Origin of the sequence: Pseudomonas sp. IT-P2, from assembly GCF_949767575.1 — a bacterium.
Classification (GTDB): Bacteria; Pseudomonadota; Gammaproteobacteria; order Pseudomonadales; family Pseudomonadaceae; genus Aquipseudomonas; species Aquipseudomonas pharyngis.
In genome coordinates, this window is record NZ_CATKQA010000011.1 from 585,475 (window position 1) to 609,644 (window position 24,170).

General features: G+C 61.7%; 18 protein-coding genes and 1 tRNA gene. 8 read left to right on the plus strand and 11 right to left on the minus strand.

Annotation, left to right across the window (positions count from 1 at the left end):
* Together ACM6JM_RS09395 and ACM6JM_RS09400 are read right to left on the minus strand one after the other, a co-directional pair.
* Nucleotides 1-1,332, minus strand: a complete 1,332-nt coding sequence (locus tag ACM6JM_RS09395; protein WP_414881723.1) for an ATP-binding protein — start codon at nucleotides 1,330-1,332, stop codon at nucleotides 1-3.
* Nucleotides 1,329-2,054 (minus strand): response regulator, encoded by a 726-nt coding sequence (locus ACM6JM_RS09400; RefSeq protein WP_074690605.1) that lies wholly within the window; start codon nucleotides 2,052-2,054, stop codon nucleotides 1,329-1,331. The genes ACM6JM_RS09395 and ACM6JM_RS09400 overlap by 4 nt, the downstream gene beginning before the upstream one ends.
* Nucleotides 2,055-2,203: 149 nt before the next feature.
* On the opposite strand from ACM6JM_RS09400, the gene ACM6JM_RS09405 reads away from it, so the two are divergent.
* The 5 genes from ACM6JM_RS09405 to ACM6JM_RS09425 all read left to right on the plus strand — a co-directional run bounded on the left by ACM6JM_RS09405 (nucleotide 2,204) and on the right by ACM6JM_RS09425 (nucleotide 6,680).
* On the plus strand, nucleotides 2,204-2,515 hold the full coding sequence (locus ACM6JM_RS09405) for a hypothetical protein (RefSeq protein ID WP_074690604.1): 312 nt from the start codon (nucleotides 2,204-2,206) through the stop codon (nucleotides 2,513-2,515).
* Between the two features lie 17 nt (nucleotides 2,516-2,532).
* Nucleotides 2,533-3,213 carry a DUF3313 domain-containing protein gene (locus ACM6JM_RS09410; protein WP_414881724.1) on the plus strand — a complete coding sequence of 227 codons (681 nt, stop codon included), beginning with the start codon at nucleotides 2,533-2,535 and terminating at the stop codon, nucleotides 3,211-3,213.
* Nucleotides 3,214-3,264: 51 nt separating this feature from the next.
* Nucleotides 3,265-4,671, plus strand: a complete 1,407-nt coding sequence (selA, locus tag ACM6JM_RS09415; RefSeq protein ID WP_414881725.1) for an L-seryl-tRNA(Sec) selenium transferase — start codon at nucleotides 3,265-3,267, stop codon at nucleotides 4,669-4,671.
* Entirely contained in the window at nucleotides 4,668-6,578 is a 1,911-nt protein-coding gene (gene selB, locus ACM6JM_RS09420; RefSeq protein ID WP_103385287.1) for a selenocysteine-specific translation elongation factor, read from the plus strand. Before selA ends, selB begins: the two co-directional genes overlap by 4 nt.
* 6 nt (nucleotides 6,579-6,584) lie before the next feature.
* Nucleotides 6,585-6,680: transfer RNA gene (locus ACM6JM_RS09425), tRNA-Sec, on the plus strand.
* Nucleotides 6,681-6,689: 9 nt separating this feature from the next.
* Here the strand turns inward: ACM6JM_RS09425 and ACM6JM_RS09430 are convergent.
* A complete protein-coding gene (locus tag ACM6JM_RS09430) occupies nucleotides 6,690-7,973 on the minus strand; it encodes an OprD family porin (protein ID WP_414881726.1) in 1,284 nt (427 codons plus the stop codon).
* A 99-nt stretch (nucleotides 7,974-8,072) separates the two neighbouring features.
* Nucleotides 8,073-10,694, minus strand: a complete 2,622-nt coding sequence (locus ACM6JM_RS09435) for an EAL domain-containing protein (protein WP_414881727.1) — start codon at nucleotides 10,692-10,694, stop codon at nucleotides 8,073-8,075.
* Nucleotides 10,695-10,871: 177 nt separating this feature from the next.
* On the opposite strand from ACM6JM_RS09435, the gene ACM6JM_RS09440 reads away from it, so the two are divergent.
* Nucleotides 10,872-13,067, plus strand: coding sequence for an OsmC domain/YcaO domain-containing protein (locus ACM6JM_RS09440; RefSeq protein WP_414881728.1), 2,196 nt, complete (start codon nucleotides 10,872-10,874; stop codon nucleotides 13,065-13,067).
* 67 nt (nucleotides 13,068-13,134) lie between these two features.
* Here ACM6JM_RS09440 and ACM6JM_RS09445 read toward each other — a convergent pair whose 3' ends face one another.
* Nucleotides 13,135-14,433 carry a carbohydrate porin gene (locus ACM6JM_RS09445; protein ID WP_041475272.1) on the minus strand — a complete coding sequence of 433 codons (1,299 nt, stop codon included), beginning with the start codon at nucleotides 14,431-14,433 and terminating at the stop codon, nucleotides 13,135-13,137.
* A gap of 84 nt (nucleotides 14,434-14,517) precedes the next feature.
* Nucleotides 14,518-16,911: a glucose/quinate/shikimate family membrane-bound PQQ-dependent dehydrogenase gene (locus ACM6JM_RS09450; protein ID WP_414881729.1), complete on the minus strand. Its 2,394-nt coding sequence runs from the start codon at nucleotides 16,909-16,911 to the stop codon at nucleotides 14,518-14,520.
* 284 nt (nucleotides 16,912-17,195) lie between these two features.
* On the opposite strand from ACM6JM_RS09450, the gene ACM6JM_RS09455 reads away from it, so the two are divergent.
* Entirely contained in the window at nucleotides 17,196-18,167 is a 972-nt protein-coding gene (locus tag ACM6JM_RS09455) for a LysR substrate-binding domain-containing protein (protein WP_414881730.1), read from the plus strand.
* Between the two features lie 72 nt (nucleotides 18,168-18,239).
* On the opposite strand, the gene ACM6JM_RS09460 is transcribed toward ACM6JM_RS09455, so the two are convergent.
* The 3 genes from ACM6JM_RS09460 to ACM6JM_RS09470 form a co-directional block, all read right to left on the minus strand.
* Entirely contained in the window at nucleotides 18,240-19,391 is a 1,152-nt protein-coding gene (locus tag ACM6JM_RS09460; RefSeq protein WP_414881911.1) for an L-dopachrome tautomerase-related protein, read from the minus strand.
* Between the two features lie 210 nt (nucleotides 19,392-19,601).
* Nucleotides 19,602-20,366: an SDR family oxidoreductase gene (locus tag ACM6JM_RS09465; RefSeq protein ID WP_414881731.1), complete on the minus strand. Its 765-nt coding sequence runs from the start codon at nucleotides 20,364-20,366 to the stop codon at nucleotides 19,602-19,604.
* 23 nt (nucleotides 20,367-20,389) lie between these two features.
* Nucleotides 20,390-21,187: an SDR family NAD(P)-dependent oxidoreductase gene (locus ACM6JM_RS09470; RefSeq protein WP_414881732.1), complete on the minus strand. Its 798-nt coding sequence runs from the start codon at nucleotides 21,185-21,187 to the stop codon at nucleotides 20,390-20,392.
* Between the two features lie 105 nt (nucleotides 21,188-21,292).
* Between ACM6JM_RS09470 and ACM6JM_RS09475 the strand changes: the two genes are divergently transcribed.
* Complete coding sequence (locus tag ACM6JM_RS09475; RefSeq protein ID WP_414881733.1) at nucleotides 21,293-22,264, plus strand: GlxA family transcriptional regulator; 972 nt, start codon at nucleotides 21,293-21,295, stop codon at nucleotides 22,262-22,264.
* Between the two features lie 27 nt (nucleotides 22,265-22,291).
* On the opposite strand, the gene ACM6JM_RS09480 is transcribed toward ACM6JM_RS09475, so the two are convergent.
* On the minus strand, nucleotides 22,292-23,314 hold the full coding sequence (locus tag ACM6JM_RS09480) for a transketolase family protein (RefSeq protein ID WP_414881734.1): 1,023 nt from the start codon (nucleotides 23,312-23,314) through the stop codon (nucleotides 22,292-22,294).
* Nucleotides 23,311-24,159: a transketolase gene (locus ACM6JM_RS09485; RefSeq protein ID WP_414881735.1), complete on the minus strand. Its 849-nt coding sequence runs from the start codon at nucleotides 24,157-24,159 to the stop codon at nucleotides 23,311-23,313. Before ACM6JM_RS09485 ends, ACM6JM_RS09480 begins: the two co-directional genes overlap by 4 nt.
* Nucleotides 24,160-24,170 lie beyond the last annotated feature (11 nt).

The window sequence follows — 24,170 nt, forward strand, 5'->3', positions numbered from 1 at the left end:
TCAGCGATGGGGCAATTCAACCCGGGCGCGCAAGCCGCCACTGCGACGGTTGCGCAGACTCAGCTCGCCGCCCTGTTCACGAATGATTCCCCGTGCCGCCGAAAGACCGAGCCCGACCCCGCCGGTGTCGCGGTTGCGCGAGGTCTCGAGACGGAAGAACGGATCGAACACCCGCTCCAGCGCGTCCTCGGGAATTCCCGGCCCCTCGTCAATGACCTCGATGCGAATCGACGTGTCATCGCAGCTCAGCGCCACACTGGGTCGCTGTCCGTATTTCACCGCGTTATCCAGCAGATTGACGATGACCCGCTTGATACCCAGCGGCCGGCCGTCGTACACCACATGCGCCGGGCCGGTGAAACCGATGTCGAGGTGCTGATCGCGGTAGTCATCGACGATGGTTTGCAGCAACTCCGACAGATCGAACGCGGTGGATTGCTCCAGGTGGGTGTCTTCCCGGAAGAACGCCAGAGCGGCGTTGATCATCGATTGCATTTCCTCGATGTCGCGGATCAGTTTGCCCTGATGGTCAAGGTCTTCCATGAACTCGCTGCGCAGGCGCATTCGGGTCAGCGGGGCGCGCAAGTCGTGGGAGATGGCCGCCAGCATGTGGGTGCGCTCGCCGATGAAATGCTGGATCTGCGCCTGCATCGTATTGAACGCGACGATGGCCTGACGGATCTCGTGCGGGCCTTCGAGGTGGATCGGCGGCGCTTTCAGGTCCCCGCCGAAACGCCGCGCCGCATGGGCAAAGCGCTGTAACGGCTGGGCCAGTTGTCGTGTGGCCAGCCAGGCGACCAGCAGCGTGGCGACCAGCCCCAGGGCAACGATCACGGCAATCCGCACGTTCAGGCTCAAGCCCCAACTGCGCTCCGGCGGCGTGAACGACAGCCAGCTGTCATCGGCCAGCCGCACCAGTGCCATGTAATGCGCGCGAGGGCTGCCGGCGGGCCAGTCGTCGGGGTTGAACACGTCGATCTGCCGGTCATCGCCGAGCAACTGCCGCAGCGCCGGCACTTTTCCGGCCTCGACCTGTTCGCCGTCCCCCGGCAGACCGAAGTCGACCCGACGGGGTTTCCACAACACCTCAAGTATCGGGCTGCTGGCGGCACTGGCCAGTTGCGGGCGCAAGGTCGCCGGCGCTGCCTCGATCACTCGGGTGGTGGCGGCAATCTGTTCCAGCAGCCCGGTGCGCTCGATCGGCGGCCGAGCCCAGATCCCCGCGACCTGAACGAACAGCGCATTGAGCAGCAGCGACGCGAGCATGGCCGCGACGATTGTCAGGGCAATCCGCCGGCTGAGGGTGTCGCGCCGCAGCATCCGGCCGATCATGAGCGGCTGACCTTGGCAGTGAACATGTAGCCGCCGTTACGCACCGTGCGGATCAGGTCCGGACGTTTGCTGTCCGGTTCGATCTTGCGTCGCAGCCGACTGATCTGCACGTCGATGCTGCGGTCATAGGCGTCGTGGCCCTGACCGTGGGTCAGGTCGATCAGTTGTTCGCGGGTCAGGATGCGTTGCGGATGTTCGAGCAATACCAGCAGCAGGTCGAATTCGCCGGCGGACATCGGAATCATCACGCCCTCCGGCGAGCGCAGTTCACGGCAGGTGATGTCCAGATGCCAACCGGCGAAGGCCATGACCGGCCGTGAAGGCTCGGCGCCGGACGGCGTGCTCTCACCGACCCGCCGTTGCAGGGCGCGCACCCGGGCCAGCAGTTCCTGCGGGGCGAAGGGTTTGGTCAGGTAGTCGTCGGCGCCCAGTTCAAGGCCGACAATGCGGTCGCTCAGCTCGGCCATGGCCGTGAGCATGATGATCGGGATGCCCATCTGCGCCCGGACCTTCTGGCACAGGCTCAGGCCACCCTCGCCGGGCAGCATCAGGTCGAGGATGATCGTGTCCGGTCGCGCCTGCGCAATGGCCGCCCACATGGCCTCGCCATGGGCGGCGACATCGACCTGATAGCCGTGCTGAACGAAGAACTTCTTCAGCAAGGACAGAATTTCCCCGTCGTCATCGACGATCAGCAATCTGCTCACGTTTGCGCAATCCATGAACCCAAAAGAAGCGCATCTAAAACCATTTCGATGCGCCGGTCATATATTTCAATCCTGCAACATTCCTTCAGCGCGGACATCAGCCGGACATCGTCGGGCAAACATCCGCAGGCACTCTGCACGCCTTCCAACCAAGGGGGCTCAACATGAAGGACATGAACAGCGGCTACATCACCCGGGACCATGGCGCCGTGCGCCCGTTGATCCTGACCCAGCGCACCACCGCACCGGGCCCGGACACGCCGATCCTGTTCCAGGAGACGTGCCTGGGGCTGGCCAACGATCAGAGTCAGTTGATCCTGCGCCGCTATTTCGAACGGTTCAGCCCGACCGAGGCCCATTGGGTCGAATACCTCCACTCGATTCCCACCGCCGAATTCATCCAATGGATCATGACCCACGGCCAGTTGCGCATCGAGTGCTCCGACAACACCCCGCACAGCCACGTCCACGCCTGAACAAGGAAACACCATCGATGACTAGCCATCGCTCACTGGCCGTGTTGTTTGCCGCCACCCTCAGCCTGTCGGCGTGCAGCAGCAAGAAGCTTCCGGCGGAGCCGCAGGCCGGGTTTCTACGGGATTACAGCGTGCTCAAGGAAGGGCAGACCGCTTCGGGGCAAACAATATTGAGCTGGATCAGCCCGACATTGGCGAGAGGCCGTTATAGCCAGGTTTACCTGGCGCCGAGCCAGTTCTATCCACGGTTCGAGCCTTCTCAGCGCATTCCCCAAAGCACCTTGTCGGGCGTGACCCACTACTACGACGCAGCCCTCAGGCTGGAACTGGGCAAGGTGCTGCCGCTGGCGTCGAAGCCCGGCCCGGACACGCTGATCGTCAAACCGGCCATCACCCAGGTCTCCGCCAGCACTCAGGGCCTGCGCTTTTATGAATGGCTGCCGGTGACGCTGGTCGCGGCCGGGGTGAGCAGCGCCACCGGCATTCGTGACCGCGACAGTGAAATCGCCACGGAAGTGTCCTTCGAGGACGGTTCGACCGGGGAAGTCGTGGCCGAGGTGGTGCGCAAGGGCAAGGGCGTGCCGCTGGAGAACGACAAACAGGTCATGACGCCCGATAACGTGAAAGCCGTCCTCGATGGCTGGGCGACGGACTTGAGTCAAACCTATGTGCCGGTTCAGCGGGCCGCGCTGCGCTAGCAGCAGGGTGGTCTAACATCATCAGGCGTATTTCGATTTCGGGAGTGCCTGATGTCCGTGAGTGTTGCCCTGCGGTTACCGTCGATTGACAGCCTGTTGCGCCACCCCGCGTGCCAGCCATTGGCCGAGCGTTACGGGCGTGAGGCCCTGTTGACGGGGTTTCGCCAGTTACTGGATGACTTGCGCGACGCCGTGGTGGCAGGGCAACTGACCGCCGTAGAAATCAGCCCTGAAGCGCTGGCCGGAAGGGTTTCTGAACGCCTGGCCCTGAAGCAGCGCAGCCAGGTGCGCCGTGTGTTCAACCTGACAGGCACGGTGCTGCATACCAACCTCGGCCGGGCCTTGTTGCCCGAAGAAGCCATTGAAGCGGTGCAACTGGCGGCGCGCTATCCCTTGAATCTGGAGTTCGATCTGGCCAGTGGCAAGCGCGGTGACCGCGACGATCTGATCGAAGGCCTGATCCGCGAACTGACCGGCGCCGAAGCCGTGACCGTGGTCAACAACAATGCCGCCGCTGTGCTGCTGACGCTCAACAGCCTCGGCGCGCGCAAGGAAGGCATCATTTCCCGGGGCGAGCTGATCGAGATCGGCGGCGCGTTCCGCATCCCCGACATCATGAGCCGCGCCGGCGTGCGCCTGCACGAGGTCGGCACCACCAACCGCACCCATGCCCGCGACTACGAAGCGGCGATAGGCCCACGCAGCGGCCTGATCATGCGCGTGCACGCGAGCAACTACAGCATCGAAGGCTTCACCGCCCGGGTGCCGACCTCCGAACTGGCGGCGTTGGCCCATCGAAATGACTTGCCGCTGCTCGAAGACCTCGGCAGCGGCAGTCTGCTGGACCTGACCCGCTGGGGCTTGCCGGCGGAACCGACGGTGCGTCAGGCGCTGCTCGATGGCGCTGACATCGTCACTTTCAGCGGCGATAAACTGCTTGGCGGGCCCCAGGCGGGGTTGATTGTCGGGCGCAAGGACTTGATCGCGAAGATCAAGAAGAACCCGCTGAAACGCGCATTGCGGGTCGACAAACTGACGCTGGCGGCACTGGAAGCGGTGCTCGGACTCTATCGCGACCCGGATCGTCTGGCCGAACGCTTGCCGAGCCTGCGCCTGCTGACCCGGCCGCAAGCTGACATTCTGGCCCAGGCCGAACGCCTGCAACCGGCCTTGTCTCAAGTGTTGGGCGAAGAGTGGAACGTCACGGCAGAGCCCGCGTTGGGCATGATCGGAAGTGGCAGCCAACCGGTGGCGCGCCTGCCAAGCGCAGCGCTGTGCCTGCGCCCACAGGTATCGAAACGCCTGCGCGGACGTTGCCTGCTGAATCTGGAAGCCGCGCTGCGTGCCCTGCCGATCCCGGTGCTCGGGCGCATCGATGACGACGCGTTGTGGCTGGATCTGCGGCAACTCGACGATGAACCGGCGTGGCAGGCACAACTCGGGCAGTTGCAAACGTGATCGTCGGCACGGCAGGGCACATCGACCACGGCAAGACGTCACTGCTCGAAGCGCTGACCGGGCAAACCGGCGACCGCCGCCCGCAGGAGCGCGAGCGCGGGATGACCATCGACCTCGGTTATCTGTACGCCGAACTGGCACCCGGCGCCGGGCTGACCGGTTTCATCGACGTGCCGGGCCACGAGAAATTCACCCACAACATGCTGGCCGGCGCGCAGGGCATCGATCTGGTGTTGCTGGTGGTGGCGGCGGATGACGGGGTGATGCCGCAGACCCGCGAGCATCTGGCGATTGTCGAGCTGCTGGGCATTCCACGGGCGCTGGTGGCGATCACCAAGTGTGATCGGGTCGAGGCGGGCAGGGTGGAAGAGGTTCACCGACAAGTCGAAAGCCTGCTGGCGACCGGACCCTATGCCGAAGCACCGTTGCTGACGGTTTCCAGCGTGACGGGCGAGGGCGTCGACGCGCTGCGCGAGGCGTTGCTGGAGATAGACGCAGAGGAGCGCAGTCGCGAAGGCGGTTTTCGCCTGGCCATCGACCGGGCGTTCAGTGTCGCCGGCGCCGGTATTGTGGTGACGGGGACGGCGCTTTCGGGCTTGGTCGCCGTGGGTGACAAACTCAGCCTCGGCCCGGCGGGCAAAACCGTGCGGGTCAGAGGTCTGCACGCGCAGAATCAGACTGCCGAACAAGCCTTCGCCGGCCAGCGCGTGGCCCTGAACATCAGCGCGGATCGCCTGGAACTCGGGCAGATCCATCGCGGCCAATGGTTGCTCGCCGAATGGCTGCACGCGCCGACCCAGCGGCTGGATATCGAATTCCGGTTGTTGCCGGGCGAGCGGGTTTTCGAGCATTTCCAGCCGGTGCACCTGCATCTCGGCACGCAGGACGTGATCGCCCGGGTCGCCTTGCTGGAGGGTTCGAGCCTGGCGCCCGGCGAGCGCATGTTTGCGCAAGTGCTGACGAACGTCCCGGTGCACGGCGTCCACGGTGATCCGCTGATCCTGCGTGATGCCAGCGCCCAGCGAACCCTTGGCGGCGGGCGCGTCCTTGATCCTTTCGCCCCGGCCCGCCAGCGGCGCAGCCCGGAACGGCTGGCACAACTGCGGGCACTGGCGATCAGCTCCGAGCTGGAACAGGCCTTGCCGACGTTACTGGAATACAGCGCAAGCGGCCTCGACCCGCAACGCCTGGAGCGACAGTTCAACCGTCCGCGTGACGGCTGGACGCTGCCGGACAATGTCCGCCTGATCGAAACCCGTCAGGGCCCGGTGCTGTTCAATGCGCAGCGCTGGGGCATGCTCAAGTTCAGGCTGCTGGAGCAACTGGCGCGCTTTCATGAGCTGGAGCCCGATCAGATGGGCCCGGACCGCGACCGTCTGCGGCGTTTCAGCGGTTTGAGCCTCGAACGCGCGACCTTCATCAGCCTGCTGGAAGAACTGCTCGGCGCCGGCTCGCTGGTCGCCAGCGGCCCGTGGCTGCATTTGCCCGACCATCAGGTGCGCCTGAGCGCCGACGACGAAGCCCTGTGGCAGGCGTTGCAGCCGTTGTTCGAACAGGCTGGTTTCGATCCGCCGTGGGTACGTGACGTGGCGAAAGTCGTCGGTCTGGAAGACGCGATCGTGCGTTTGCTGCTGCGCAAACTGGCGCGCCTTGGCGTGATGCATCAAGTGGTGCGCGACCTGTTTGTCACCGACATCACGCTGCGGCAAATGGTGGCGGTGCTGCTGCGCCTGGCCGAAGAAAATCCGCAGATCGAAGTCACGGCCTTCCGCGATGCGCTAGGCTTGGGACGCAAGCGCAGTATTCAGATCCTTGAATACTTCGATCGGCTGGGCCTGACCCGGCGCGTCGGCGAAGGCCGGCAAATCCGCACCGACAGTGCGCTGGCCAACCCCGGCGCCGACTGAGTTCAAGGAAGGCAATCGCGCCCGGTGGCGCGGCCGGGCTTCAAACCCGGTTGGGGACGGCATCCGTTCCCGGGCAGGTTCGACTCCGGCTGCCTTCCGCCATTTCTCCCCTCAAAACCCCAGTGGGTACTGGATCACCACGTAGATCCGGTCAATGTCGTCGCCCGCCTGAGCGCTGTTGGCCCGGTGCGAAACGTGGGACAGCTGCACCGACAGATCCTTGGCCGCGCCGGACTGGACGATGTAACGCAGATCAATGTCGCGCTCCCAATGTTTGCCGCCGTCCCCTTGCTGTGGCTGGTATTGCCCGCTGTCCGCGTCAAATAGGTTATAGGCGCCGCCCTTGGGCGCGTGGGTGCCGTCGATGTGGCTGCCGGCGACGTAGCGGGTTATGAAGTTCAGCCCGGGAATGCCGAAGGCGCCAAGATCCAGGTCGTAGCGCGCTTGCCAGGAGCGCTCGTGGGCGCCGTTGAAGTCGGCGTATTTGATCGAGTTGGCCAGGTAGATCGAGTCGCCGCCGACGAAATCGAACGGCGTGTCGCCATTGATGCGTTGCCAGCCGAGCATCACCGCGTGGGCGCCGAAGGTGTATTTGCCCGATAGGCTGAACGCCGTGTTGTCGATGTCGCCGGCTAATGCCTGCCCGGTGTCGCGGGTGTGGTAGACGTTGGCGTCAAGCAACAGACCGGACTGTTTGAAATGCAGGTTGGCGTAGTACTGGCGCCAGGTGTCGCTCAGATCGGACGCATACAGCGCGCCGCCCACCGGGCTGTCGCTGAACAGCTCGGTGCCGACAAAACTGATGCTTTCGCCTTGGGTGCTGGCGCCATAGCCCTGGAAGTCGCCTTTGCCGGAAGAGCTGTCCTGGTTCTTGAACGCCGTGAAGCGCCCGGCCACAACGCGTGCGTTTTCGATTTCGTGGCTATCGAGCAGCAACCCCGTGGCGTATTCCGGTTGCAGGCGTTTGTCCGAGGTGTCGAACACCGGCGTTTCCACGGTCATTTCACCGAAGGCGAGGGTGGTTTTCGAAGTCTTCAACTTCAGCGCACCACCGGCGCTGGAATATTCGCTTTCGCTGCGGCCATCACTGTCCACCGGTAATAATCCCGTGCCGGAGTGCCCCTTGCCGCCATCGAGTTTCAGCCCATAAAAGGCGTGGGCATCGAGACCAACCCCGACGGTTCCTTCAGTGAAACCGGATGCGAAAGTGCCGATTAACCCTTGAGCCCATTCCTGTTTGTAGTTTTTTCCAGCGGGCGAGGGCGAGCGGTAATCGTTGCTCAGAAAGAAGTTGCGGCTGAGCACCTCGGTCTTGGCGTCGTCGAGAAAACCGCTGGCAAATGCCGAGTCGGCCATTGCGCAATACAACAGTGCCAGGGCGAAACGCGGTTGCATGAAACCTTTCATGTGTCAGTGACCGGCCGTGAGGGAAGTTGCCGGATACTGAAGCAAACATTCGTGCTGCGATTGAGCGGATGTGCTGAGTCAGCGTCCTCAGGTCACCCGGCCTTTTCGTTGCCTGGAAGGATAGACAGCGGCGGCTCTTGATGCCTGCAGAAGACTGGCGAAGGCCGCCTTGTCGATCGGGCGACTCATGTAATAACCCTGGACTTCGTTGCATTGATCCTTGCCCAGGATGTCCAGTTGTTCCTCGGTTTCGACGCCTTCGGCGGTCACGGTCAGCCCCATCGCTTTACCCAGTCCGATGATGGCCTGCACCACCGCCCGATCATTGGCGCCGGTGCTGATGGACGCGATGAAGCGTTTGTCGATCTTGATGCCGTCGAACGGGTAGGCACGCAGGTAGCCAAGGGAGGAATAACCGGTGCCGAAGTCGTCCATGTTCAGCCGCACGCCCAGTTCCTTGAGCGCGTTCATGGTGGTCAACGCGCCGTCCGTGTCGTTGAGCATCACGTTCTCGGTGATTTCCAGCTCCAGCCGGCTGGCCGGGAAGCGAGTGCCGACCAGCACTTCACGTACATCTTCGACCACATCGCTGATCGCAAACTGCGCAGGTGACAGGTTCACCGACAGGAGAATGTCCGCCGGCCACGTAAGCGCCGTTTCACAAGCCTCACGCAGGACCCAGCGACCCAGGGGAACAATCAGGTCGGTCTGTTCGGCCAGCGGAATGAATAAATCCGGTCCGAGCAACCCTTTTACCGGATGCTGCCAGCGCACCAGAGCCTCGACCGAAACGATTTCCTTGCCATCGACCTTGTATCGGGGTTGATAGTGCAGCACGAACTCGTTGTTCTTCAGGGCCCTGCGCAGGTCGTCCTCCATCTGCCGGCGGGTCTGGATCTGGTCGCTCATGTGCGCTTCGAAATAGCACCAGGTGTTCTTGCCTTCGGATTTGGCCTGGTACAGCGCAATGTCCGCGCAACGGATCAGCTCACTGGCGACGTACCCGTGACGCCGGCTCAGGGCGATTCCGACACTGGCGCCGATGTGCAACGGTTGCTGTTCGAAGTGGATGGGCTGATGCAGACTGCCGATCAGACGTGTGCAGAACCTGTCGATTTCCTGATGCGTGTCCATGCCGCAGAGCACAACGACGAACTCGTCACCGCCCAGACGGGCGACGATATCGTGGTCGCGCGTGCATTCGCGCAGACGGCCGGCAACCTCTTGCAACACCGCATCGCCGGCCGGGTGCCCGAGGGAATCGTTGATCGGTTTGAAATTGTCCAGGTCAATCATCAGCACCGATAAAGGCGGAGCGTGCTCCTTGAGCAACAGGGCGTCATCCAGATAGCGCGACAGTTTGTTGCGGTTGGGCAGACCCGTCAGCGCGTCATGCAAGGACAGGTGCTGGATCTGCGCATGGGCGGCGACTTCATCGGTGATGTCACTGGCCGTGCCGCGATAGCCGACCGCTGTCGCACTTTCCACGATGGGCCGGGCCGAAAGGCGGCAGTGGCGCTGTTGCCCCTCCCGGTCACGGTAGGTGCAGCGCAGATCGCTGGCGTTGCTCTCCTCATCCAGTTTTCTCAGCCACAGATCCAGCGGCGTGGTGTCGCAGACAAGCAAGTGCCCGATGTGTTTCCCGATCCACTGGGCCTGCGGATAACCGGTGACCGCACTGAACCGGGTCGACAGATAGGTGATGGACAACGCTTCATCCACTTCCCAGATCCAGTCGGACGCCGCTTCGGCCACCGCCCGAAAGCGCTCCTCGCTGGCTTCCAGTGCGCGGTTGGACGCCAGCAGTGCCTGATTCGACGCCTGCATCGCTTCAAAACTGTCGTCGACGTAGCGCGAGGAACGTAACGCATGACGAAAGAACCAGACCGTCAGGGCCATCAGCACGAGCAAAGCGGGGCCGAGCGTTGGCAGCAACGACCAGAGCAGATGCTGGCCCGGTCGTTCCAGATCTGCAACGAGGCTGTATCCGGTGCTGTCCAGCGGGACGCGAGGCTGGCCCGGATCGATGGTCTCGTCCGGTGCCAGCGTCAGATTGTTCAGGCCGTACCCGCTGCCGATCTTGCGCAACTTGGTGGGCGTCAGCTTGTCGACGAATACCAGTACCGAGGTCTTTTGGGGATCGCCCACTGGGCGCTCATCGTTGGGAAGGATCGCCGCCGCGGTGACCAGCGCCGGCCAGTCTTCGAACAATGAATAAGTACTGACGGGCATGGTCAGGTCGGGCTGACTCTGCACTTGCTCCACCAGACTGTTCGCCGAAAGCTGAAGGAACTGGGGCAGTTGCGCATCGAGCATTTGCCCGCGAACGACGGCGTATTTGGTGCGTTCCCGATCCAGCACGAACAGGCCGTCATAGCCGTCGCTGGTAAACAGGGTCTTGCCCATGTTCTGCTCGGTATACGCCCAGTTCGTGTCGACCGTACCGCTCAAACGTTCATACGCTGTCGTCCAGTAGGCGTAACTGGTGATGTAGTTCTTCGATGCCGTGATGCGGTTTTCCAGCGCCCGGGCCGAATAGAACCGGACGTCATTGACGTCATCCTCATCCAGTTGAGTGGCAATGCCGAGCAACGCAGCGGTCGCCGCCATCACCCCGACAATGAACAGCGCGCCCACCGCAATGGCCAGGCGCCGGGTGACAGAGCCCTGCAGGGTGGGTAACGACGTCGCACGGCTGGAGATGTCCATTTGCTCGTCCTTGATCCGGTACTTCTTCAATCTAGAACATCTTCAGCTTCGAGATGTTCAGAAGTTTGCCAAAGGTGTCTGACCGCTCAGGCCCCGTTGCGCAAAAGCACAAGACTTCACGCTCAAAAGCCGGATAATGGCGGCCAATTTGTTTAGCCCGCTATTCTGGTAACCCGCATGGAAATCAAGGTCAATTTTCTCGACAACCTCCGACTCGAAGCCAGGTTCGATGACTTCACGGTGGTGGCCGACCAACCGATCCGTTACAAGGGCGATGGCTCTGCACCGGGTCCGTTCGACTATTTCCTGGCGTCGTCGGCCTTGTGCGCGGCTTACTTCGTAAAGTTGTACTGCAGCACCCGCAATATCCCGACCGAAAACATTCGTCTGTCGCAGAACAACATTGTCGACCCGGAAAACCGCTACAACCAGATCTTCAAGATCCAGGTCGAGCTGCCGGCAGACATCTCGGAGAAGGATCGCCAGGGCATCCTGCGCTCGATTGACCGTTGCACGGTGAAGAAGGTGGTGCAGGCCGGGCCGGAGTTCGTGATCGAGGAAGTCGAGAACCTCGACGCCGATGCCCAGGCCCTGCTGATGCCGGCGTCCACCTCAGGCGCGGGCACCTGCATTGCCGGCAAGGACCTGCCGCTGGAACAGACCATCGCCAATATGTCGGGGATTCTGGCCGACCTGGGCATGAAGATCGAAATCGCATCGTGGCGCAACATCGTGCCTAACGTCTGGTCGCTGCACATCCGCGATGCGCAGTCGCCGATGTGCTTTACCAACGGCAAGGGCGCGACCAAAGAAGGCGCGCTGGCCTCGGCGCTGGGCGAGTTCATCGAGCGGCTGAACTGCAACTTCTTCTACAACGATCAGTTCTGGGGCGAAGAGATCGCCAATGCCGAGTTCGTGCATTACCCGGACGAGCGCTGGTTCAAGCCGGGTGCCAAGGATGAGTTGCCTGCGGAAATCCTCGACGAATACTGCCTGGGCATTTACAACCGCGACGGCGATCTGCGCGGCTCGCACCTGTTCGACACCAACTCAGGCAACACCCAGCGCGGCATCTGCTCGCTGCCGTTCGTGCGTCAGTCCGACGGTGAAGTGGTGTATTTCCCGTCCAACCTGATCGAGAACCTGTTTCTCAGCAACGGCATGAGCGCCGGCAACACCCTGGCCGAAGCGCAGGTGCAGTGCCTGTCGGAAATCTTCGAGCGGGCGGTCAAACGCGAAATCCTCGAAGGCGAAATGGCCCTGCCGGATGTGCCGCAAGAGGTGCTGGCGAAGTACCCGGGCATCCTCGCCGGGATCCAGGCGCTGGAAGAGCAGGGTTTCCCGGTGCTGGTCAAGGACGCGTCGCTGGGCGGTGAATTCCCGGTGATGTGCGTGACACTGATGAACCCCCGCACCGGTGGCGTTTTCGCCTCGTTCGGCGCGCACCCGAGCTTCGAAGTGGCGCTGGAGCGCAGCCTCACCGAGTTGCTGCAGGGCCGCAGCTTCGAAGGCCTCAACGATCTGCCGCAGCCGACCTTCTCGGGCCAGGCCGTGACCGAGCCGAACAACTTTGTGGAGCACTTCATCGATTCCAGCGGCGTGGTGTCGTGGCGCTTCTTCAGCGCCAAGGCCGACTTCGAATTCGTCGAGTGGGACTTCTCCGGCAATGGCGAAAACTCCAACGCCGAAGAGGCCGCAACGCTGTTCGGCATCCTCGAAGACATGGGCAAGGAAGTCTACATGGCGGTCTACGAGCACATCGGCGCCAAGGCGTGCCGCATTCTGGTGCCGGACTATTCGGAGATCTATCCGGTAGAAGACCTGATCTGGGACAACACCAACAAAGCGCTGCAATTCCGTGCGGACATTCTCAACCTGCACAACCTGAGCAAAGTCGGCATGCGCAACCTGGTCAAAGGCCTGGAACACAGCGAGCTGGACGATTACACCGACATCACCACGCTGATCGGCATCGAGTTCGACGACAACACGCCATGGGGCAAGTTGACCATTCTCGAACTGCGCCTGCTGATCTACCTCGCCTTGCAGAAGTACGAGCAGGCCAAGGATCTGGTCGAAGCCTTCCTGCAATACAACGACAACACCGTCGAGCGCGGCTTGTTCTATCAAGCGGTCAACGTCGTGCTGGAAATGGAGCTGGACGAGGATCTGCAGCTGGAAGACTACGAAGCCAACTTCCGCCGCATGTTCGGCGACGAGCGCATGGACGCGGCGATCGGCTCGGTCAATGGCAGCGTGCGCTTCTACGGTTTGACGCCGACCAGCATGAAACTGGAGGGGCTGGATCGGCATCTGCGCCTGATCGAGAGCTACAAGAAACTGCATGCAGCGCGGGCCAACTTCGCGGGTTGATTCGGTTGGCGGCACGTACAAAAAAAGCACCTTCGGGTGCTTTTTTTGTGGTCGGCAGATGATGGTGTCAGAGCGCGGCTTTCACCTGCAATCCAAACACCAACGCATTGTCGATGTCCTGGCCGGAGAACGCGCCTGGTTCAATGATGTATTGCACATTCGGGCGCAGCGTCAGCCAAGGCGTGGCCTGATAGCCGTAACCGAGCTCGATCAATTGCTCGGCGCTGTCCAGATTGGGGAACGCGGCGCCATTGGCCATGGCGGTGTCCTGCAGCACATCGCGGCTGCGCGGGTTCGGCACTGCGCGGCCATAGCCCAGCGCCACGGTGTCACGCGGGCGGCCTTCGAAAGGCTTGTACAGAACCAGACCGGTGCCGTACCACTTGCTGAACGGCGAAGCTGCTTCGCTGGCCGCCGAGTATTGGCCGAAAGCGTGCAGGCTGCGACCTTCGGAGACATCCGAAGCCCACACGGCCTGGTCGATCAGGACGTAATGGCCGCCGCGTCCGGACACTTCCTTGTCACTGCCGATGCGTTTGACGTCGGAGCTGTCGTAGTAATACCCGAGCTTGTACTCGCCGGGCAGTTTGCCGGCCTGCTTGTAGACCAGCTCGATCGGCACCACGGTGCCGGTGGTGTGTTTCGGGCCCAAGTGCCAGGCACGGCTGGAATTGCCGTTACTTTCCGGATCGACATTGAACGCGGCCACGCGCAGTTGCCAGGCCGGGGAGAGGTCGTATTTCACCCGCACACCCAGGTGGGCGTTGGGGTAGTTGGTCCAGCCACTGCCACCGGACATGTTCAGCGGATGGCCGCAGAAACCGGCGTTCATGAAGTTGCAGAGAATGCCGCTGTCGAGGCCGCCGAGGTCGTTGCCCATGGCCATGTAGCCGAGTTTGACGTTCAGTGCCGGGGTGAACAGGCTGCGCTCGTAGCTCAGCTCGGTCAGGCGGGTGTAGAGGCCGCCGTAGTTTTCCTGGATCGGCAGACGGTTGCCGACCAGATCTTCGGAGGCACTGTTGCCGCGTCGATCGTTGATGGTCAGCTGAATCTTGCCGGCGTTATCGACGCCGTACAGTTTGCTCAGGTCGAACTGCGCACCGAGCTTGATGTTCTGCGAGTAACGCGCCGAGCGATGCAGGCCGCCGTCGGCGTTGTAGGCGGTTTCGCCGGTGTAATCACCGGTGAACTTGATGCCGTCTTCGTCGAACTGGTGGCGCAGGCCGCCCCAGTCGCCGGTCAGGGTGCTGCGGGTAAATACGTTCGAATCGGTATCGGCAAGGGCGGGCAGGGCAGCGCCGCAGGTGAGACCGAACAGCATGCCGGTGAAAACCCCGGCGTGAGAAAAGCGAACAGCCAATGACATTGCGCAAATCCAGAGCGAAGGACATGAAACAACGCGGCACCCGAAGGTGCCGCGCACAAGTGAAACGAAGGCGAACGCGACGGTTTACGGCAGGGCGTAAGCCATCACGTAGTCACCGCGATCAGTCGACTGGCGAGCGCCACCGGCGGTGATGACCACGTATTGCTTGCCGGTTTTCGGCGACACATAGGTCATCGGGCCACCCTGACTGCCGACCGGCAGACGCGCTTTCCAGATTTCTTCACCATTGGCGCTGTTGAAGGCGCGCAGGTAGAAGTCCTGGGTGCCGGCGATGAAGATCAGGCCGCCCTGGGTCGACAGCGTGCCGCCGAGGGTTGGCAGACCGATCTTGATCGGCAGGTGCATGCGGATGCCCAAGGGACCGGTGTCTTCAACGGTGCCGACCGGCACTTGCCAGGCGACTTTCTGGGTTTTCATGTCGATGGCGGTCAGCGTACCGAACGGCGGGGCCTGGCACGGAATGCCGGCGACCGACAGGAAGCGGTTTTTGTTCACGGCGTAAGGCGTGCCCTTGAGCGGCACGGCACCCATGCCGGTGTTCAGCGCTTCGCCACCGGAAGAGGCCTGAGCCTTGTTCTGCGACGGGATCATCTGAATCCACAGGCCCAGACGCATGTCGTTGACGAAGATGAAACCGTGCACCGGGTCAGTGGAAATGCTGCCCCAGTTCATGCCGCCCAGCGAACCCGGGAAACTCAGGGATTTGTCAGTGCCCGGCGCGGTGTACAAGCCGTCGTAACGCATCGACTTGAAATCGATCCGGCACAGCAGCTGGTCGTACGGGGTGGCGCCCCACATGTCCGATTCAGTCAAGTGCTGGGCACCGATTTGCGGCATGCCCACGGATTTCGGCTGGGTCGGCGAGTACGGCTCGTTGGGGATATTGGCGGCCTTGACCGGCACTTCCTTTACGTCGGTCAACGGTTTGCCAGTGGCGCGGTCGAGCACGTAAATCTGCCCGGCCTTGGTGCCGATGACCACCGCCGGTACGGTTTTACCGTCCTTGGTGAAGTCGATCAGGCTTGGCTGCATCGGCAGGTCGAAGTCCCAGAGGTCGTTGTGCACGGTCTGGAATACCCACTTTTCTTCGCCGCTGTTGGCGTCCAGCGCCAAGACGGAGGCACCGTAGGTGTGATCCAGTTTGCTGCGCTCGACACCATAGATGTCGGTGGACGAACTGCCCATCGGCAGGAATACGGTGTTGGTCGCCGGGTCGTAGGACATCGGGGCCCAGCTGTTCGGCGTGCTGCGAACATAGGTTTTGCCATCGGCCGGTGCCTGTTTATCCTGCGGGTTGCCCGGGTCGAACGCCCAGCGCATGGCACCGGTCATGACGTCGAAACCACGGATCACGCCGCCCGGCATGTCGGTTTGCACGTTGTCGGCCACGCGACCGCCAACCACCACGGTGGTGCCGGCCATCAGCGGCGCCGAGGACAGTTGATAGTAGCTGTCCGGCACATCACCCAGACCGGCCTTCAGATCCACTTGGCCGTTGTTGCCGAAACCCCGGCAGAACTCGCCGGTGTCGGCATCGACCGCGATCAGGCGGGCGTCGATGGTGTTGGTGAGCAAGCGACGTGTGCAGTTGGCGATTGGAGCGCTCACTGGCGCGCTGGCCGGTTTGGCGACGGCGGCGCTGGCGTCGAAATACGCCATGCCACGGCAACGCTGCCAGACTTTGGATTGAGCGTTGATCGCGTTTTTCCAGAGCTCTTTACCGGTATCGGCATCCAGCGCAATCAGGTTGTTGTGCGGGGTGCAGATGAACACCTTGTTGCCAATCTGCAGTGGGGTCAGCTGGTCTTCGGCACCGTTGCCATCGCTCTCGGCGATGTCGCCGGTGTGGTAGGTCCACGCCACTTTCAGCTTGTCGACGTTGCTGCGGTTGATCTGGTCCAGCGCGGCGAAGCGGCTGCCGCCTTCGGTATTGCCGTAGTGGGCCCAGTCTTTCTGCGCCTTTTCCGGCTCGACCGGGGTGAGGCCCGGGCCGGTGCCGGTAGGGGCGACGGTCGGGTGCGCGACGAACATGTTGCCGGCAGCCACGGCCAGTCCAACGACCAGAACAGCCGCAACGCCGTAAGCACCGCGACCTGCAACGTCACCATTGGCGCGTTTGAGCAGCGGATAGACCAGCGCGACCACCAGACCCACCGCGCTGAACATGAACAGGCGGGAGAACACCGGCCAGAACACCAGCCCTGCGTCGATCACGGCCCAGATGGCGGTCCCAACCAGAAACGCCGCGAACAGCCAGGCACCGGCAGGCTTGCGCCGCGCGATCAGCAGACCGGAAACGGCCATCACCAGACCACCCACCAGGAAGTACCAGGAGCCTCCCAGGCTGACCAATTTCACACCGCCAGCGGCCAGTGCCAGGCCGAGCAGGGCGATGATCACGCCCAGCCCGACCAGAATGAATGTTGATATGCCCGAGAGGCGTTGACTCTGCTTCACGTTGAATGTCCCGTTGAAATGAGGCGTGCATTATATAGTTAGGTAACTACCTAGTTAAATCACTAAATCAGCATGAAGTGTAGTTTGCTGCTCAGCGAAGCGTCGGATCGGGGGACGGTTTGCGCCTGTAAGGCTGCAAGCGATATTGAAATGCGGTTGAAAGTCGCTTTTCTGTCAGGGGAAGTGGGATTTGTGACAGACATGGTTCGCGCAGTGATCACGCCGGTGCCTGGGCTGATTAGACTAATGGCTAACAGCGCCGGCGCCTGAGCGACGGCTGGGCAATGATCATTTTTCCCATTACGCTGAAAAACTTCGTCCGCACCCTACAGAATTTCGTGATCGTGAAGAAAATAGTCCGCGTAGATGACCTTCAGGTATTCGTCACCACGGCTGCGGCCGGCAGTTTCTCCGCCGCCGCCCGATTGCTCGACATTTCTCCAGCCTTGGCCAGCGGAGCGGTTCAGCGTCTTGAAGGCAGTCTTGGAGCACGGTTGTTCGTTCGCTCGACCCGGCGCTTGAGATTATCGGACGATGGCGAACGCTATCTTTCCCATGCCCGGCAGGCACTCGAAGCGCTCGAAAATGGCGAGATCGCGCTGAGTGAAGGTCGCGATGAAATCGCCGGCACGATTCGCTTGTCGATACCGTCGGATATCGGCCGAAACGTGCTGTTGCGATGGCTCGACGAGTTTCAGCAACTGCATCCGAAGGTGCTGTTGCAGTTACGGGTCAGCGATCAGATTGCCGACCTGGTCGGCGAACAACTGGATGCCAGTATCCGTTATGGTTTGCTGGCCGATTCCAGCCTCGTCTCTCTGGCCCTGGCGCCGTCGAACAGAAGAACGGTCTGCGCCTCGCCGGACTATCTGGCCCGCCACGGCCAGCCAGCCACACCTGAAGAATTGGGCAACCATAACTGCCTTCGGTTTGTGATGGGGGAGCAGACCTACGAACGCTGGAGCTTTCATTCGGCGGACGGTGTCAGGACCGTTCAGGTGACGGGCGACCGGGTCAGTGATGATGCCGATATCGTCCGGCGCTGGGCGGTTGCCGGTTTCGGAATCGTCTACAGGTCGAAAATCGATGTGCTGGATGACTTGCGCAGCGGTCGACTGGTGGAGCTTTTCCCGGCAGACGTCGGGCAGCCGGCACCGCTCCAACTCGTCTGCCCCCATCGGACCTCGCTCACACCTGCCGTGCAGGCATTGAGGGCTTTCCTGGCGCAACGCTTCGAACGTTACGTAGCTCATTGAGAACCTGACGAGGCTGCAGGTGCCGCGTCAGGTTCAGGCCTTTGAGCCACACCTCATTGCTCTGACGTTTCTTTAGTACGTCGCTGCAGGCCTGGCGCCGATCTTGACGCGCATCAGGCTGTACGGTTTGACGCGTTTGTCCTGTCCGTCATTAAAACCTGCCGAGCGATGCAGCTGGTTGGCGGTGAAATACAAATAGCCGTCCGGGCCGATCGACAACGTATCGGGCCAAAGCACTCGTGAGTCTTCGACCAGCGTCTGCCAGCGACCGTCCGGCAGGCGTTTGCGAATCGCGTTGTGCTCGTAGTCACCGGCGTACACGGCACCGTCGGCATCGGCTTCAAGACCGTCGGAAGCACCTTTTTCACCGAGGTCGACGACGGCTTTTTCCAGTTCGGCATCGCTCACACCCGGATCACGCAACAGGGCAGTCGGCACGGCGTACAGATGCCTGCTCGATAACGGGCAGAAGTAAAGCGTCTTGCCATCACTGGACAGGGCAATACCGTCAGACGCCACCGTCAACAGGCCGGTTTTGCTTTGAGCATCGCGCGTCACCAGTGCGGGCTTGCCTTCAACCTTCGGGATAAAGGACGGGTCGGCCGAGGTGGATTGGGCACCAGTCAGTTTGCGGCTTGCCTGGCCACTCGCCAGATCGACCACGATGATGCCGCCAGGGCCGCTGACCGAAGAGTCGGTAATGTAGGCGGTCCCTTCCTTGCCTGTACGGAAGTCAAAGCGCACGTCATTGACATAGGTGGTCGGCAGGATGACGTCGTCAGGGAACACAATCGTTTTTGTGATCTTGTTGGAGGTCAGGTCGATCGCCACCAGCTTGGCTCCGCCCGCATGAGGCGCGGAAAACTTCGGTGCGGCCGTGTCGAGCACCCAGACGCGGCCTTTGCCGTCGGCAACCACACTTTGCACGCTGATGAATCCCTTGGCCGGGTTCTGCGGATCCGCGACATTGGTTTTCAGATCAGGGTAGGGCACAAGCTGACCGTTGGAAATTTCCGCAACGGTGTAGGGCACGTCATCACCCCACCGGGGGAAGTTCACGAAGATCCGGCCGGTTTCGGTTACCGTCACGCCTGTCGGCATGGCCCCGTTGAACGCGTAAACACGTTCGATGACGGCGCCTTTGCCCGTATCACTTTGCGCTACGGCCAGGCCGCTTACGGATACCGCAAGGGCCAGGCCTGCGATTTTAAATAATCTGTTCATGTTCAAGTCCTTGAGCGCCAGTGATGTGAGGAGCCTTCCAGCACGAGTCGCGATAAATCAGTGAGCTAGAAGGCAGTGACAGGCTATGCACGAAGACCTTCTCCAGACAGAAGCAGATCGCAGGAAGACTTTCCGCATTTTGCGGAAAATACAAAACTGCCAGCCCTCCATCAGGGAGGGCTGGCAGCCTTGACGACAGATGGCTTCAACTCAGGCGACCGGAATCGGGTTCTCCTCCAGTGCCTGGTTGAACTGATTGATCAGAGCGTGCTCATTAATGCCTTGGTTGGCTCGCAACGGGACGACCCGATCCACCAACACTTCCGTGGTCGCCGTTTCGAGTTTTCCCAGGGTTTCCCGAATGAATTCGTCGAGCGGCATGGCGCGCTCATCGCCGCTTTTGTGAATCAGGTCGGTGTCGACCCATGGCGGCGCGATCTCCAGCACTTTTACGCGGGTGTCGCGCAGGGTGAAGCGTTGCGACAGCGAGTAGGAGTGAATGGCCGCCTTCGTCGCCGAGTACAACGCTGTCGCGGCCAGCGGCAGGTAGGCCAGCACGGAGCTGTTGTTGATGATGAAGGCTTCGGGTTGACGCTTGAGGTGCTCGACGAATGCGGCGCTGACACGCACCGGGCCGAGCAGGTTGGTTTGCAAAAGACTCACCGCCTGTTCGTCGTCGTAATCACCCGAGGCTGGATTATCGAACGGCATGATCCCGGCGTTATTGATGATCACGTTCAGCGAGGGGTGGCGGCGTATGACTTCCTGGGCGACATCCTTGATTTGCTGCGGGTCATTGATGTCCAGCTGGACCGTGTCGATACCGGGATTGGCCCGGGCGATCTCATCCAGCAGGGCCTGGCGACGGCCCGCGATGATGACCTGATTGCCGCGCTGGTGAAATGCCTCGGCCAAAGCGCGGCCAATGCCGGAGGTGCCGCCGGTGATGAAGATCGTGTTAGCGCTGAGTTTCATGATTCATATCCTTTTGATAGCGATCAGTTGGGGTTGTAACGCGGCGCGAGCCGGTTGCTCGAGAGCTCGGAGAACAAGGCCTGGCGGCTGGCTTCGTAACGCTCGTAGCCTTGCAGGTCGTGCATCGAGGGGATGGAGATCAGTACGCCGTTGTCGAAATCCTGCAGAGCGCCGGCGACCAGGTCCTGGGCCGACATCACAATGCCCGGATCCAGATGCTCGACAGGCAATCCACCGATTTGCCAGAAGTCCGTCGCGGTTGCGCCTGGCAGGACAGCCTGGATCCGGATGCCTTTATCCGAGAGTTCCTTATGCAGGGACTGGGTGAACGCGGTCACGTAGGCCTTACTGCCGCCGTACACGCCGTTGAGCAGCTCCGGCGCCAGGCTGACGATCGAGGAAATATTGATCACGGCGCCTTGTTCACGGGCGACAAAACCTGGAATCGCGGCGTAGGTCAGGCGGGTAAGAGCGGTGACGTTCAGCGTGATCATCTCGGCCATCCGCTCGACATCACTCTCCAGCAGGCCGGTATGGGTGCCGATGCCGGCGTTGTTGACCAGCAAAGTGATGCTGGCGTCCTCACGCAACTTGCGTTCTACCTTGGCGAGGTCCTCGGGGCGGCCAAGATCGGCCTGCAACACTTCGATGTTCTGCCGGGTTTCGCTGGTCAGGCGGCTGGCCAGTGCGTTCAGACGTTCGCGGTTGCGCGCCACCAGCACCAGGTCGTAACCCCGGCGGGCAAGGTGTTCGGCGTAAATCGAGCCGATGCCGGTGGACGCGCCGGTGATGAGCGCAGTGCCTTTGTATTGTTGCGTCATGATCAAGCTCCGTGGGTTGTGTGTGGAGCCATGATGAAGGAGGGGACTGATGTCTTAAACGACGTATATGGTAGTGTTTAAGGACATTCAAAAAGGAGTTCAGTCATGCATCGCGTCGGCTATCTGATTACCGAGGGTTTTCAGGTGATGTCCCTGGCAACCCAGGCTGTATTCGAGTTCGCCAACATCGTTGCGGGGGAAGAGATCTACAAGGTCCAGAACTTCTCGATCGGTGGTGGGACCGTGCGTTCTTCGTTGGGTATGTACATCGACACGCTCCCTCTGGGCGCCCCGGGATTGGCCGACACCTGGATGATTACCGGTACGCTGACCCCGTTGAATCCACCAGATGAAGAAGTGTTGGCCAGCGTGCGCGCCTTCGTCGATGGAGCCCGACGCACAGCAGGTCTGTGCACCGGCTCGTTCGTTCTGGCGCAGGCAGGGGTTCTGGACGATCGGAGGGCGACCACCCACTGGGCCTATGCGAACAAGCTCCGTGAGCTGCATCCAAGAATCGAGGTCGAGGAAGACCGGATCTTCATCGTCGACGGTCCCGTCTGGACGTCGGCAGGAATGACAGCCGCGCTGGACATGGCGCTGGGCATGGTGGAAAAGGATCTGGGCACCGACATGGCCAGGTCGGTGGCGCACAAACTGGTCATGCATCAACGGCGTTCGGGTGGGCAATCCCAGCATTCGGAACTGCTTACGCTTGCTCCAAAGTCGGACCGTATTCAAAGTGCGCTGGAGTATGCGCGCACGCACCTGGACCGCCCGCTCAGCGTGGAGGAACTTGCCGACGTCGTGCACTTGAGCCCAAGACAATTCACCCGGGTATTTACTGCCGAGACAGGCCAGTCACCGGCCAAGGCTGTTGAAAGCCTGCGTCTGGAGGCCGCTCGCGTGATGATCGAGCAAAGTCGTCACAGCCTGGATCGCGTGGCGAAGGAAACGGGGTTTCGAGACCGTCGCCACATGCGCGAAGTATTCATGCGAGGGTTTGGCGTTCCGCCGCAGGCGGTTCGACGAGATGCCAGGCGGATCGGCCAGGGGGAATACACCTCATCGGGGCGCTAATCCGTAAGCGCCCCGATCAGTCAACGGTCAAAGCCAGGACTTGATTTGCGCACAGACGGCTTCGGTGGAGATGCCGTAGCGATCATGCAGTGTCGGCAGTGCACCGGCGTCGAGGAAGGCGTCGGGCAATGCAATCTGCCTGAACGTCGGCGTCACTCCGTTGCGCAGCAGTACCCCGGCAACCGCTTCACCGAGCCCGCCAATAATCGAGCTGTTTTCTGCGGTAACCACCAGCCGGCCAGACTTGCGGGCCTCGGCGAGAATGGTCTGTTCATCCAGCGGTTTGATCGTCGGCACATGCAGCACCGCAACATCGACGCCATCGGTCTGCAGCGCCTTGGCGGCCTCCAATGCGCGCATGGTCATCAATCCGGTCGAGATGATCAGGACATCGTTGCCGGTGCGCAGGGTCTTGGCCTTGCCGATCTCGAATTGATAGCCGTACTCATCCAGTACCAGCGGCACGTTGCCGCGCAGCAGCCGCATGTAGACCGGCCCCTGATGCGCGGCAATGGCGGGCACGGCCTGTTCGATTTCCAAGGCATCACAAGGGTCGACGATCATCAGGTTGGGCATCGCCCGGAAGATCGCCAGGTCATCGGTGGCCTGGTGGCTGGGGCCGTAACCGGTGGTGAGGCCGGGCAATCCGCAAACGATTTTGACGTTGAGGTTTTCCTCGGCAATGGCCATGCAGATGAAGTCATAGGCGCGACGCGAGGCGAACACCGCATACGTGGTCGCGAACGGCACGAATCCTTCGCGGGCCATGCCTGCGGCCGCACTCATGAGCAACTGTTCGGCCATGCCCATCTGATAGAAACGATCCGGGTGGGCCTTGGCGAAAATGTGCAGGTCGGTGTACTTGGACAGGTCAGCGGAGAGGCCGACGATGTCCGGACGCTGATCCGCCAGTGCAGCCAATGCATGGCCAAAAGGTGCTGAGCGGGTGGCTTGGCCTTCAGAGGCAATCGAGGCAATCATCGCCGAGGTGGTCAGGCGCTTCTTGATCGGTTCGCCAGTCGAGGTCGGTGTGTTGGCGGCGTTGCTCATTGGTTTTTTCCTTCTTCAAGCGTGGTCAGTGCCAGATCCCATTCGTGTTCGTCCACACGGATGAAATGGGTCTTTTCGCGGTTTTCGAGGAAGGGCACACCTTTGCCCATGGTGGTGTCGCAGATGATCACCCGTGGCTGAGTGCCGGTGTGTTGGCGGGCGGCATCGAAGGCTTCGACCAGTGCGTCCAGGTCGTTGCCGTCGACGCGCTGGGTGAACCAGCCAAACGCTTTCCAGCGATCCACGATGGGTTCGAACGACAGGATCTCGCTGGAATGGCCGTCCGCTTGCTGATTGTTGACGTCGACGATGGCGATCAGGTTGTCGAGCTTCCAGTGCGAGGCCGACATCACGGCTTCCCAGGTCGAGCCTTCGTTCAGCTCGCCGTCCGACAGCAGGTTGTAGACGAACGATGTCGAGCCCTTGCGCTTGAGGCCCAGGCAGGCGCCGACCGCGATGCCCAGCCCCTGACCCAGCGAGCCACCGGTGATTTCCATGCCCGGCGTGTAGGCGGCCATGCCCGACATCGGCAATCGGCTGTCATCCGAGCCGTAGGTTTCAAGCTCATCGAGCGGGATGATCTCGGCTTCGATCAGCGCCGCGTACAGCGCAATCGCATAGTGACCGATCGACAGATAGAAACGATCACGCGGCTCCCACGCCGGGTCTTCGGGACGATAACTCAGCGCATGGAAGTAGGCGACCGCGAGCAGGTCCGCCGCACCGAGGGCCTGGCCGACGTAGCCCTGGCCTTGCACCTGGCCCATGCACAAGGCATGGCGGCGGATGTTGTGGGCGCGCTCGGCCAGCGTCTGGGGTGTTGTGAATGAAAGGTTGGCAGTCATGGTGAATTCTC

Excerpts from the sequence above, each read along its gene's own strand:
- ACM6JM_RS09395 (WP_414881723.1), bottom strand. The coding sequence starts at position 1,332 with ATGATCGGCCGGATGCTGCGGCGCGACACCCTCAGCCGGCGGATTGCC.
- ACM6JM_RS09400 (WP_074690605.1), bottom strand. The coding sequence starts at position 2,054 with ATGGATTGCGCAAACGTGAGCAGATTGCTGATCGTCGATGACGACGGG.
- ACM6JM_RS09405 (WP_074690604.1), top strand. The coding sequence starts at position 2,204 with ATGAAGGACATGAACAGCGGCTACATCACCCGGGACCATGGCGCCGTG.
- ACM6JM_RS09410 (WP_414881724.1), top strand. The coding sequence starts at position 2,533 with ATGACTAGCCATCGCTCACTGGCCGTGTTGTTTGCCGCCACCCTCAGC.
- selA (WP_414881725.1), top strand. The coding sequence starts at position 3,265 with ATGTCCGTGAGTGTTGCCCTGCGGTTACCGTCGATTGACAGCCTGTTG.
- ACM6JM_RS09430 (WP_414881726.1), bottom strand. The coding sequence starts at position 7,973 with ATGCAACCGCGTTTCGCCCTGGCACTGTTGTATTGCGCAATGGCCGAC.
- ACM6JM_RS09435 (WP_414881727.1), bottom strand. The coding sequence starts at position 10,694 with ATGGACATCTCCAGCCGTGCGACGTCGTTACCCACCCTGCAGGGCTCT.
- ACM6JM_RS09440 (WP_414881728.1), top strand. The coding sequence starts at position 10,872 with ATGGAAATCAAGGTCAATTTTCTCGACAACCTCCGACTCGAAGCCAGG.
- ACM6JM_RS09445 (WP_041475272.1), bottom strand. The coding sequence starts at position 14,433 with ATGTCATTGGCTGTTCGCTTTTCTCACGCCGGGGTTTTCACCGGCATG.
- ACM6JM_RS09455 (WP_414881730.1), top strand. The coding sequence starts at position 17,196 with ATGATCATTTTTCCCATTACGCTGAAAAACTTCGTCCGCACCCTACAG.
- ACM6JM_RS09460 (WP_414881911.1), bottom strand. The coding sequence starts at position 19,391 with ATGAACAGATTATTTAAAATCGCAGGCCTGGCCCTTGCGGTATCCGTA.
- ACM6JM_RS09465 (WP_414881731.1), bottom strand. The coding sequence starts at position 20,366 with ATGAAACTCAGCGCTAACACGATCTTCATCACCGGCGGCACCTCCGGC.
- ACM6JM_RS09470 (WP_414881732.1), bottom strand. The coding sequence starts at position 21,187 with ATGACGCAACAATACAAAGGCACTGCGCTCATCACCGGCGCGTCCACC.
- ACM6JM_RS09475 (WP_414881733.1), top strand. The coding sequence starts at position 21,293 with ATGCATCGCGTCGGCTATCTGATTACCGAGGGTTTTCAGGTGATGTCC.
- ACM6JM_RS09480 (WP_414881734.1), bottom strand. The coding sequence starts at position 23,314 with ATGAGCAACGCCGCCAACACACCGACCTCGACTGGCGAACCGATCAAG.
- ACM6JM_RS09485 (WP_414881735.1), bottom strand. The coding sequence starts at position 24,159 with ATGACTGCCAACCTTTCATTCACAACACCCCAGACGCTGGCCGAGCGC.